Annotated in this window: 9 protein-coding genes; 4 read left to right on the forward strand and 5 right to left on the reverse strand. The window is 62.4% G+C overall.

Annotated elements, in window-relative coordinates:
- Nucleotides 1–25: 25 nt before the first annotated feature.
- From recG to gntU, 3 genes are all read right to left on the reverse strand, one after another.
- Nucleotides 26–2,095 carry an ATP-dependent DNA helicase RecG gene (gene recG / locus ACB042_RS14985; RefSeq protein WP_371178660.1) on the reverse strand — a complete coding sequence of 690 codons (2,070 nt, stop codon included), beginning with the start codon at nucleotides 2,093–2,095 and terminating at the stop codon, nucleotides 26–28.
- Nucleotides 2,096–2,285: 190 nt separating this feature from the next.
- On the reverse strand, nucleotides 2,286–3,635 hold the full coding sequence (pssA, locus tag ACB042_RS14990; RefSeq protein WP_005342654.1) for a CDP-diacylglycerol--serine O-phosphatidyltransferase: 1,350 nt from the start codon (nucleotides 3,633–3,635) through the stop codon (nucleotides 2,286–2,288).
- Nucleotides 3,636–3,784: 149 nt separating this feature from the next.
- On the reverse strand, nucleotides 3,785–5,125 hold the full coding sequence (gene gntU, locus ACB042_RS14995) for a gluconate transporter (protein WP_371178661.1): 1,341 nt from the start codon (nucleotides 5,123–5,125) through the stop codon (nucleotides 3,785–3,787).
- A 245-nt stretch (nucleotides 5,126–5,370) separates the two neighbouring features.
- Here gntU and ACB042_RS15000 point away from each other — a divergent pair, with 245 nt between their 5' ends.
- Genes ACB042_RS15000 through ACB042_RS15010 form a run of 3 tightly spaced genes read left to right on the forward strand, consistent with a single transcriptional unit; the run spans nucleotide 5,371 to nucleotide 8,324 of the window.
- Nucleotides 5,371–5,880, forward strand: a complete 510-nt coding sequence (locus ACB042_RS15000) for a gluconokinase (protein WP_371178662.1) — start codon at nucleotides 5,371–5,373, stop codon at nucleotides 5,878–5,880.
- Nucleotides 5,877–7,673 (forward strand): phosphogluconate dehydratase, encoded by a 1,797-nt coding sequence (gene edd, locus ACB042_RS15005; protein WP_100644830.1) that lies wholly within the window; start codon nucleotides 5,877–5,879, stop codon nucleotides 7,671–7,673. Before ACB042_RS15000 ends, edd begins: the two co-directional genes overlap by 4 nt.
- Nucleotides 7,674–7,682: 9 nt before the next feature.
- Nucleotides 7,683–8,324 carry a bifunctional 4-hydroxy-2-oxoglutarate aldolase/2-dehydro-3-deoxy-phosphogluconate aldolase gene (locus ACB042_RS15010; RefSeq protein WP_371178663.1) on the forward strand — a complete coding sequence of 214 codons (642 nt, stop codon included), beginning with the start codon at nucleotides 7,683–7,685 and terminating at the stop codon, nucleotides 8,322–8,324.
- 84 nt (nucleotides 8,325–8,408) lie between these two features.
- Here the strand turns inward: ACB042_RS15010 and ACB042_RS15015 are convergent, their stop codons facing one another.
- The gene (locus ACB042_RS15015; protein WP_005355407.1) at nucleotides 8,409–9,416 is read right to left on the reverse strand and encodes a substrate-binding domain-containing protein; all 1,008 of its coding nucleotides are present in this window, start codon (nucleotides 9,414–9,416) and stop codon (nucleotides 8,409–8,411) included.
- Between the two features lie 89 nt (nucleotides 9,417–9,505).
- Between ACB042_RS15015 and ACB042_RS15020 the strand changes: the two genes are divergently transcribed.
- On the forward strand, nucleotides 9,506–10,156 hold the full coding sequence (locus tag ACB042_RS15020; protein ID WP_042059194.1) for a Qnr family pentapeptide repeat protein: 651 nt from the start codon (nucleotides 9,506–9,508) through the stop codon (nucleotides 10,154–10,156).
- Nucleotides 10,157–10,289: 133 nt separating this feature from the next.
- On the opposite strand, the gene envC is transcribed toward ACB042_RS15020, so the two are convergent.
- Complete coding sequence (envC, locus tag ACB042_RS15025) at nucleotides 10,290–11,642, reverse strand: murein hydrolase activator EnvC (RefSeq protein WP_371178664.1); 1,353 nt, start codon at nucleotides 11,640–11,642, stop codon at nucleotides 10,290–10,292.

Raw genomic sequence — 11,642 nt, forward strand, 5'->3', positions numbered from 1 at the left:
TTTCCTCCTGTTTTGGGATGTGTTGTCAGGCGTTTGAGTAGTGGTCTCGCAGACCGAGCCAACGGCGGATCAAGGGTTCGACATGACTCGGATGCCTATCCATGAGGAAGCGCGCCATCTTCTGCACCTGTGGAATAAGCGGCTGATCCCGCACCAGATCGGCGATCTTGAGATCAGCCAGACCGGTCTGGCGGGTGCCGAGCAGTTCCCCCGGGCCGCGCAGTTCCAGATCGCGCTGGGCGATGAGGAAGCCGTCGTTGGTCTCCCGCAGCACCCCGAGCCGGCTCTGGGCCGTCTTGGACAAGGGGGCATGATAGAGCAGCACGCAGTGAGAGGCTACCGCACCACGGCCAACCCGGCCGCGCAGCTGGTGCAGCTGTGCCAGCCCCAGTCGCTCCGGGTTCTCGATGATCATCAGGCTGGCGTTGGGCACATCCACCCCCACCTCGATGACGGTGGTGGCGACCAGCAGTTGCAGTATGCCTGCCTTGAACTCCTCCATCACCCGCTGTTTCTCGACCGGGCGCATCCGGCCGTGTACCAGCCCGATATGCAGGCCGGGCAGCAGGTTTTGCAGCTCGGCGGCGGTATCCTCGGCAGCCTGACACTCCAGCACCTCCGACTCCTCGATCAGGGTGCAGACCCAGTAGGCCTGCTTGCCCTCGGTGCAGGCGAGCTTGACCCGCTCGATCACGTCGCCGCGACGGCTGTCGGGCAGCGCGACTGTGGTGATGGGGGTGCGGCCCGGCGGCAGTTCGTCGATGACCGAGGTGTCGAGGTCGGCATAGGCGGTCATCGCCAGGGTGCGGGGGATGGGAGTGGCGGTCATGATCAGCTGATGGGGATGTACCCCTTCCCGCTCTCCTTTCTCGCGCAGGGCGAGGCGCTGATGCACCCCGAATCTGTGCTGTTCATCGATGATGACCAAGGCGAGGCGCTGGAACACCACCTGCTCCTGAAAGATGGCGTGGGTGCCCACCACCATCTTGACGCTGCCATCGGCGATGGCGGCCAGCGCCTCCTCCCGCGCCTTGCCTTTCTGCTTGCCCGCCAGCCAGCCGACTCCGATGCCGAGCGGCTCCAGCCACTTGGCGAAGTTGATGGCGTGCTGTTCCGCCAGCAGTTCGGTCGGCGCCATCAAACCCACCTGACAGCCGTTGCCGATGGCTTGCAGGGCGGCCAGCGCCGCGACCAGGGTCTTGCCGGAGCCCACGTCACCCTGCACCAGCCGCATCATGGGGTGGCTCTGTTGCAGATCCTTGCTTATCTCGGTCACCACCCGGCTCTGGGCGCCGGTGGGCTTGAACGGCAGGGCGCCGAGCAGCTGTTCGACCAGCGCAGGCGCCGGTTTGAGGGCGCGGGCCAGCTGGGTTTGTGCCTGAGCGCGCACCTTGAGTACCGAGAGGTTGTGAGCCAGCAACTCCTCCAGCACCAGCCGCTGCTGGGCCGGATGTTGGCCGCTTTCGAGCAGCGGCAGTGCCACTGAGGGGGGCGGACGGTGCAGCAATTTCAGGGCGGCGGCCAGCTCAATCTGGTGAGGATAGAGGCCGGCGGGCAGCAGCTCCTCAACGCCATAGAGGTCGAGCTGGGCCAGTGCCTGATCGGTGAGGTTGCGCAGGGTGAGCTGGCGCAGCCCTTCGGTAGTCGGGTAGACGGGGGTGAGCGCCTCTTCGGTCTGGCCGGCTTGCTCCTCGCCGAGCAGCTTGTACTCGGGGTGGGCCATCTCCAGCCCGTATTTGCCGGGGCGCACCTCGCCAAAGCAGCGGATCAGGCGGCCTGTCGCCAGACTGTTCTTCTGGGCGGCGGTGAAGTTGAAGAAGCGCAGGGTGAGGGTGCCGGTGCCGTCGCTGATACGGCAGACCAGCATGCGACGGCGCCCCATCACCAGCTGAGTGTCCTGGATCTCCCCCTCAACGGCGCCGTGCAGGCCGGGCGGCAGATCGCCGATGGGCCACACCTGGGTGCGGTCCTCGTAGCGCAGGGGGAGATGGAACAGCAGGTCCTGTACCGTGGCCAGTCCCAGCCGCTCGAGCTTCTCCTGCATCTTGCTGCCGACACCCTTGAGGCTGTCGAGAGGAATTTTATCCAATTTCATCAATTAGATGCCCGAAAACACTGTAAATATGTCCAGATGATAGGGGTTGTTGAGGGGCCGATGCAAGCCGAGTTGCTGCGGGCTGGGTCGCCAACGCGGGGTAAATGGCGGATATAACAAAGGCCTGCCGAAAACGGGAGGCCTTTGTGCGGCTGCCAACAGGCAAGGTGCGGGCGCATGGCGCCCAAGGTCAGATGATGCGTTTAAGCAGCAAATGGGCCTTGACCCGATGGATCCGTCCCAGCAGCTTGCGCACCTGTTCCGGGTAGTCCTGGATCTGCTCCACCTGATCGAAGTGGCTGATCCGCTTGGTGTTGGTCAGGATGTTCTCCCGCTCCGCGTTGAACTGGGGACGCAGCAGGTGGCGACGATCGTGCACCAGCAGGCCGTTTTCCAGATCCAGCGCCCAGGCGCGGGGGTTGAGGTTGTTGCCGGTGAGCAGGGCCCACTCGTCATCCACGAAGATCCCCTTGAGATGGTAGGAGTTGCGCTCGCAACACCAGAGCATCAGGTTGAGGCGGCCGTCGTCGATGTGACGCTGGTTGCGCTCGGCAAACTTGCGCAGGTTGGTCTCGTAGAGATAGGGCAGGCCACCGATAGTGGAGAACTTCTCTTCTGGCGGAATGAAGAAGTCGTTGGCGGTCTTGTCGCCCACTACGATGGTGACTTTGCAACCGCGCTGCAGCAGATCCTCGATATCCTTGCTCAACTCCTTGGGGGGGTTGAAGTAAGGGGTGCAGATGAAGATCTCCCGCTCGGTGGCGCGCACCAGATTGCGGATCATCAGGTTGAGCTGATTGTTGCGCTTGCCCAGACCCACCATGGGGGTGACGGCCACTTCCTGAGTGTTGACCGGCATGGTGCTGAAACGGTACTGGCTCTGGCGCAGGTTCTGCTTGAAGCGGCGGATCGGCCCCTTCAGCTGCTTGGCGCTGGGGATATCGCTGTGATCCAGTCGCTGCACCGCATCGCTCTTCACGAACAGATCATCCACGTAGTTGACCATGCTGCGGGCCAGCTCCGGGCTGGTGATCTGGTGATAGCGATCGAAGCGGTAGCGATCCTGCTGGTGCAGGTAGATGTCGTTGAGGCTGGCGCCGGAGTAGAGCACCACATCATCAAAGATGAAGCCCTTGAGGTGGAGCACGCCGAGCAGCTCGCGCCCTTTTACCGGCACGCCGTAGATTTCGATCTGGTGCTCGTGTTCGGCAGCCATGGCCTGATACATCAGGTGGTTGCCGCCCTGCTTGCCTTTGCCGATCAGGCCGCGCTGGGCACGGTGGAAGTCGACGAACAGCTTGATGTCGAGGGCCGGATTGCGCTGCTTGGCGGCGTAGAGGGCGGAGAGGATCTCCCGGCCTGCTTCGTCATCCTGCAGATAGAGCGCGACCAGATAGATGCGCCGGGTGGCACTGGCGATAAGCGCAAGAATGCGGCGTTTGAAATCCTGGGCGCTATAGAGCACTTCAAACTGATCCGCTGCGACGGCGATCTGGGGCAGGCGCGCCAGCAGTTGTCGATAATGGGCCGATGAATGCATAGATAAACCTGAAATCACGGGGTTAAGCGTTCCACTCGGAGCGATGAATAGGCGATTCTAGCAATCTCGCCCTCTCAGCCAAAGAAAGAATCATCAGAAAGATGAAAAAGGCCTCACGAGTGAGGCCTTTTGTCAGCATTTCGCCCTTGTCAGAGGAAGCTGTAGATGATCATCGCCATCACGCCGCCGGTGGTGCCGATGATGGTCTCCATCACAGTCCAGGTCTGCAGAGTCTGCTTCTCGGTCAGGCCGAGGTAGCGGTTCGCCAGCCAGAAACCGGAGTCGTTGACGTGGGAGAGCACGATGGCACCGCCGCCGATGGCGATGGTGACGGCCGCCAGCTGGGCGCCGTTCAGACCGAGCGGCTCCAGCATCGGCAGCACCAGACCGCAGGCGGTCAGCATGGCGACGGTGGCGGAGCCCTGAATCACCCGTACCGCAGCGGCCAGAATGAAGGCCAGTGCGACGATGGGCAGACCGGAATCGGCCAGCATGTTGCCAAGGGCGGCACCCACACCGGAATCAACCAGCACCTGCTTGAACACGCCACCGGCACCGGTCACCAGAATGATGACGCCCGCCGGCTGGATGGCGCTGTTGCAGACGCTCATCACCTCGTCACGGGACATGCCACGGCGAATACCCAGCAGATAGAAGGCGGCCAGACAGGCGACCATGATGGCAGTGAAGGGGTGACCGATGAACTCCAGCCAGTTGTGCAGGGTGGAGCCCGCCTCGACAAAGCGACCGACGATGGTCTTGAGGCCGATCAGCAGCAGCGGCAGACCGATGAGGCCAATGGCCAGCCCGAAAGAGGGCAGGGATTTGCTGTCATCGTGAACGCTGTTCTGGGCATCGGCAGGCAGCGGCACATCGACGATCTTGCTGATGAAGTCACCGAACAGCGGGCCAGCGAGGATCAGCGCCGGTACGGCGGCGATCAGGCCGAACAGGATCATGTAGCCGAAGTCGGCACCCAGCTGGGATGCCACCAGGATCGGGCCCGGCGCCGGGATAAGGAAGGCTTGGCAGGTGGCGATACCGGCCAGCAGAGCGATACCGATCTTCACCACGCTGCCGCCGCCACGACGGACGATGGCGAAGGCGACGCCGATCAGCAGCACCACGGCCACGTCAAAGAAGAGCGGCAGGGCGCAGACAAAGCCGGTCAGGGCCATGGCCCAGTTGGCGCGCTTGACGCCAAACTTGCCGAGCAGAGTGTGAGCCACCCGGTCGAGGGCACCGGTCACTTCCATCACCTTGCCGAACATGGCGCCCAGCGCCACCACTACCGCGACGAAACCGAGGGTGCCACCCATCCCTTTCTGGATGGTGTTGGCGATATCGGCCGGGTTCATGCCAGCGGCAAGACCCGCCACCATGGAGACCAGGATCAGGGCTACCACGGCGTGGAGCCGGGCCTTCATCACCAGGAAGAGCAGCAGCACAATCGAGCCGGCGGCTGTCATGATCAGGGAGAGGTCAGACATTGTTATGCGTTCCTTTTTCCAAGTTCAGTCGTGACACCTTGCCGATCCGTCGGCAAACCATATCTTTATGATTTATTTAGATTTATGGCAAGGGCTCAACATCATATGCCCAGGTGACTATGGGTTTGCTCAGTCTGTGGCAGACTTCACATTTTCAATCGTTACCGGTAACATGTTACCGGTAACGTGTTAGATTAGAACCCATCAACAGCTGGTTTTTTGAAAAGTGGGACAGAGGTCAAATTATGGCGGGTAAGTGCATTATCGTGATGGGTGTGTGTGGTAGCGGCAAATCCAGCGTGGGTCTGAAAGTGGCCGAAGCGCTGGGCGCCAAGTTCATCGATGGTGATGACCTGCACCCCAAGGCCAACATCCAGAAGATGGCTGGCGGCAACCCCCTCAACGATGAGGATCGTGCCCCCTGGCTGGAGCGGATCCGCGACGCCGCCTACAGTCTCGAGCAGAAGAACGAGACCGGCATCATTGTCTGTTCCGCCCTCAAAAAGAAGTACCGCGACCAGATCCGCGAAGGCAACGAGTCGGTCAGCTTCATCTTCCTCGATGGCAGCCAGCCGCTGATCCTCGAGCGGATGCGTGCCCGCAAAGGCCACTTCATGCGTGAAAGCATGGTACAAAGTCAGTTCGATACTCTGGAGCGCCCGGAAGGCGAAGCCGGTGTATTCCACATTGATATAGACGGCACCTTCGAACAGGTGGTTGACCGCGCCGTCACAGCATTGGAGCAAGCCCAATGATTCATCAGGTAATTTCCGACGTCACCGCCCGCATCCGCGAGCGCAGTGTCGCCCGTCGTCAGGCATTTCTGGCCCGCATCCAGCGTCAGGCAGAGCAGGGCAAGACCCGCGCCGCGCTGGCCTGCGGCAACCTGGCCCACGCCGTGGCCGCCTGCAGCAGTGACGAGAAGGGTCGCATTCTCGATATGACCCGCGCCAACGTCGGCATCGTCACCGCCTACAACGACATGCTGAGCGCCCATCAGCCCTATCAGGGCTATCCGGATCAGATCAAGGCAGTGCTGGCCGAGCTGGGCCACAGCGCCCAGGTCGCCGGCGGCGTGCCCGCCATGTGCGATGGCGTGACCCAGGGTCAGCCGGGGATGGACATGTCCCTCTTCTCCCGCGACCTGATCGCCCAGGCGACCGCGCTGTCGCTCTCTCACAACACCTTTGATGCGACCCTGCTGCTCGGCATCTGCGACAAGATAGCTCCGGGTCAGATCATGGGGGCCCTCTCCCACGCTCACCTGCCGACTGCATTTGTTCCTGCTGGCCCGATGGCGAGCGGCATCAGCAATGACGAGAAGGTGAAGGTGCGTCAGAAGTACGCTGCCGGTGAAGTGGGTCGCGATGCCCTGCTGGAGATGGAGTGCGGCGCCTACCACGCGGCAGGCACCTGTACCTTCTACGGCACCGCCAACACCAACCAGCTGGTATTCGAGGCCATGGGCCTGATGCTGCCGGGCTCTGCCTTTGTCCACCCACACAGCGAGCTGCGCCGCGCCCTGACCGCCGAAGCGGCCCGCCGCATCAGCGCCATGATCCCGGGCTCCCCGGCCTATCGCCCGCTGAGCGAGGTGCTGGATGAGCGCTCGCTGGTCAACGGTCTGGTGGCCCTGCTCGCCTCCGGCGGCAGCACCAACCACAGCATCCACATGGTGGCGCTGGCCCGCGCCGCCGGTCTGGTGCTGACCTGGGATGACATCAGCGATCTCTCCGACGTGGTGCCGCTCTTGGTTCGCATGTACCCGAACGGCCCGGCCGACGTCAACGCCTTCGAACAGGCGGGCGGCGTGCCCGGCCTGATGCGCCGTCTGGCGCAAGAGGGGCTGATCCACATGGACGCCACTCCGGTCTTTGGCGAGATGCAGGATTACCTCAGCCGTCCGGCACTGGTCGATGGCCAGCTGGTATGGCAGCCGGTGGGCGAAAGCGGCGATGCGAGCGTGCTGTCGCCTTCCGGCAGCGTATTCCAGGCCACCGGCGGCACCAAGCTGCTGGCGGGCAATCTGGGCCGCGCCGTGGTCAAGGTCTCTGCCGTGGCTCCCGAGTATCGGGTGATTGAAGCGCCAGCGCGGGTCTTCTCCTCCCAGCATGCGGTGGAAGCGGCCTACAAGGCGGGTGATCTCAATCAGGACGCCGTTATCGTGGTGCGCCACAATGGCCCAGCCGCCAACGGCATGCCGGAACTGCACAAGCTGATGCCTGTGCTCGGCAACCTGCAGAAGGCGGGTTTCAAGGTGGCGCTGGTCACCGATGGCCGTCTCTCCGGCGCCTCCGGCAAGATCCCGGCTGCCATCCACGTCACTCCGGAAGCGCTGCACGGCGGGGCCATTGGCCTGCTGGCCGACGGCGATCTGCTACGGGTTGACGCGGTAAACGGCAGCCTCGACTGCCTGACCGATTTGAGTGGCCGTACCCAGGCCGAGATTGACCTCACTCTGGAACAAGAGGGGTGGGGCCGTGAACTGTTCAGCGTGATGCGTCGCGCGGTATCGAGCGCCGAGTGTGGCGCTACCATCTTTGACTAAGGAAGAGCTATGCAGAACTGGAAAGTGACCCCGGCCGAGGTGTTTGCCGCCTCCCCGCTGGTACCCGTGATGGTTATCAACGAGCTGGATCAGGCCCTGCCGATGGCCAAGGCGCTGCTCGACGGCGGCATCTCTGTCTTCGAAATCACCCTGCGCACCCCGGTGGCGCTCGATGCCATCGCCCTCATCGCCAAGGCGATGCCGGATGCCATGGTCGGTGCCGGTACCGTGCTCAACTGCGCGCAGTTTGACGCCGCCGTCGCCGCTGGTGCCCGTTTCGTCATCTCCCCGGGGATGACCCCGGCCCTGCTGGCCCACGCAGCCAAAAGCACTGCACCGCTGATCCCGGGTGTGGCTACTCCGTCTGAAGTGATGCAGGCGCTGGAAGCGGGCTATGACCATCTGAAGTTCTTCCCGGCCGAAGCGAACGGCGGCACCAAGGCGCTCTCTGCCATTGCCGCGCCGCTGCCCCAGGTGAAGTTCTGCCCCACCGGCGGTATCGGCCCGAAAAACGTGGCCGACTATCTGGCACTCAAGTGCGTGGCCACCGTCGGCGGCTCCTGGATGCTGCCGGCCGATGCGGTCAAGAGCGGCAACTGGGAAGAGGTAACCCGCCTCTCCCGCGAAGCGGTTGAGCAGGTTAAACGCTAAGCATCAGTTGTGCAGAAAACCAAACAGGCCACCCTCGGGTGGCCTGTTTGTTATCGGCGTGACTTAAGTGGGTGAGGGAAGGGATTACCCAAGACTCTCCCCGACATAGAGGGAGAAGCCGATATCCTTGCGGGTGTCGGGTTGGGATTGGCCGTTGAGACGAGCCAGCAGCATGGTGGCCGCCTCCCGACCGATCGCTTCCCGCGGGGTGGCGATACTGGCCAGTTTGGGGGTCATGGCGTGGCCGATGTCGAGGGCGTTGCAACCGGCGATGGCGATCTGCTGGGGCACCGGGATCCACTTGGCCTGACACTGCAACAGGGCGCCCACCGCCAGGTCATCGTTGGTGCAGAACAGGCCGTCGAGGTCGGGATAGCGTACCAGCGCCTGATCCAGCAGCTCGCCCCCCAGAGTGAAGCTGGAGGATTGTTCGGTCAGCAGATGCTGGCCGGTGAGGCCGAAGTCGGTCATCGCCTGATAGTAACCCTCCATCCGCAGCTGGGTACGTACGTCGAGCCGCGCCCCCAGATAGACCACCTTGCGTCGGCCCCGGTGCAGCATCTCTGTTACCATGGCCCGGGCCGCGGCTCTATGATCCATGCCGACCACCATGTCGATGGGGGTTTGTGGTAGATCCATGGTCTCCACCACCGGAATGCCGGCGGTGGCGATCATCTTGCGGGTGCGTTCGGTGTGCTGGCTGTCGGAGAGGATCAGCCCATCCACGTGATAGGAGAGCAGGGACGCGACCTGCTCCTCCTCCCGCTCCGGGCTGTAGCCGTAGTGGGCAAGCAGGGTCTGGTAGCCAGCCGGTCGGGTCACCGACTCGATGCCGTGGATCACCGCCGAGAATACCTGGTTGGAAAGTGAGGGGATCAGGATGCCGATCGCCTTGCTGGTCGCGTTGGAGAGAATGTCCGGCGCTCGGTTGGGGATATAACCCAGCTCTTCCACCACAGCTGCGATCCGCTCGCGGGTCCCCTCCGCTACGGTCTGCGGGTCGCGCAGATAGCGGCTGACAGTCATCTTGGTCACGCCGGTCTGGTCGGCGATATCTTGCAGGGTGGGGCGGCGCTTGCGGGTGGGGCTCATAGGGGTGTCCAGCGTGGATGTTACATGTAACATTACCGTTTTTGGCGGATAAAGTCAGCATATGAAGCCGTTTTTGCAGGAGTTTTCCGATGATCAGAGGCAAGCAGTTCGTGGATGTCCGGTTCGAGCAACAGGATGTGGAGGGGGAGCAGTTCTCGGAGTGCCGCTTTATCGGCTGCAATTTCTCCTGGCTGGATTTGAGCGATAGCCGCTTCATCGACTGCAGCTTCTACGATCGGGAGAGTGAACGGGGCTGCCTGTTGCAGGGTTGCGATCTGCGCGAGGCCAGCTTCCTGCGCTGCGATCTCACCATGGCCGATTGCAGCCGTAGCCAGTGTCTGGGGTTGGAGATGCGCGACTGTCAGGCGGTCGGTATCAACTTCGGCCACGCCAGCTTCGCCAACCAGATCACCGCCAAAAGCTACTTCTGCGAGGCCCATCTGACCGGCAACAACTTCAGCTACGCCAGCTTCGAGGGCTGTCTGCTGGAGAAGTGCGAGCTGACCGGCAACCGCTGGCAGGGAGCCAACCTGTTTGGTGCCTCGCTGGCGGGTTCCGATCTCAGCGGCTCCGAGTTTGGCCAGATCGACTGGACCAGCTTCAAGCTGCAGGGCTGCGATCTGCGCCAGTGCGATCTGCCGGGGCTGGATCTGCGCCGGGTCGATCTGCAAGGGGTGCAGATCAACGAGGATCAGCAGCAGACCTTGCTGGAGCAGATCGGTCTGGTTGTCTTCCCCTGAGCCGAGCGAAAAATTAGGTAATTTTTCATCAAATGGGAGCGACAGCGGGTTGCTGTACTCCTGAAACGACAAAAGCCTGCGTGATGCAGGCTTTTGCTAGTGAGCGTGTGATGCGTTTGTCGGCCGGGTTGACTCAACCCTTGGCCAGCCATTTGGTTGGGTTGATCGCCTCGCCCTGATAGCGAATTTCGAAGTAGAGGCCCGGTCTGTCCTGACCGCCACTGTCACCGACCAGTGCCACCGGTTCACCCTGTTCCACATTCTGGCCAACCTGACGCAGCAGCGACTGATTATGACCGTAGAGGCTCATATAGCCCTTACCGTGATCGATTACCAGCAGCATACCGAAGCCATCGAGCCAGTCGGCGTAAACCACCTGGCCCGGCGCGACCGCCTTGACCTGGGTTCCTTCGCTGGCGCCGATCAGGGTGCCTTTCCACTTGAGCTGGGCGGTGCGCGGCGAGCCGTAGGCGATGAGGATCGGCCCCTGTACCGGCCAGCGCAGGCTGCCATTGGTCTTGAGCCCGCTGTAGTAACCTGCGGTCCCAATCCCCGAGCCTCGCTCCGGTTTGGTACTGGACATCTCTTCGACCGGTTCTGCCGGTTTGACGGTTTTATTCTGCTGGGCGGCAAGTCGTTGTTGCTCGGCGCGGCGCTGCTCGGCCAGCTTGCGCTGACGCTCCTGTTCCGCTTTCAGCTTGGCCAGCCGCTCCCGTTCGGCCCGTTCGCGGCGCTCCTGCTCTTCCCGCTGGCGGCGCAGCTCTTCCAGCCGGGCTTTCAGCGCCTTCTCCGCCTTGACCAGCTTGGTGAGCTTCTGCTCGTCATCCTGTACCGACTGCTGCAACTGGTTGCGCACCTTGGCCCGGCTCTGCTGGCTGGCCAGCAGGGTCTGGTGATGCTCCTGCTGTTCGGCAAGCAGGGTCTGCAGTCTGGTTTCGGTCTCTTTGGTTGCCTGCTGGTTTTTCGCCAGCTTGTCGCGGGTGGCGCGCAGGGCGTCGATGGCCTCGATGCGGGCCTTGTTGAGGTAGTCGTAGTAGTCGAGGGAGCGGCTCAGTTTGGCCGGATCCTGCTGATTGAGCAGCAGTTTCAGGTAGTCGTGGTTGCCCGCCTGAAAGGCGCTCTCCGCCTGTTTGGCCAGCAACTGCTTTTGATGTTTGGCTTGAACTTCCAGCGCCAGCTTGTCTTTTTGCAGGGTCGCCAGCTTCTGCTGGTTCTGCTTCAACTGCTGTCTGGTCTGGTTGAGTTTGGCGGCGGCGGCCGAGATGGCCTGCTCGTCAGCCTTGAGCTGGGTATTGAGCTTGGCAAGCTCCTGCTTGCTGAGCTTGATGGTCTTCTGTTGCTCTTTGATCTGGGACTGCATGGTGCCCAGCTGCTGATTGGCGGCCAAAGCCGATTTGCTGGCGCCAAACAACAGGCAAAAAAACAGCGCGCCGGCCAACAGGCCGACGCGACTGGTTTTCTGTGAAATAACTTCGCATCCCCGCAT

The organism is Aeromonas sp. S13(2024) (assembly GCF_041402405.1).
In the GTDB taxonomy this organism is placed as follows: domain Bacteria; phylum Pseudomonadota; class Gammaproteobacteria; order Enterobacterales; family Aeromonadaceae; genus Aeromonas; species Aeromonas veronii.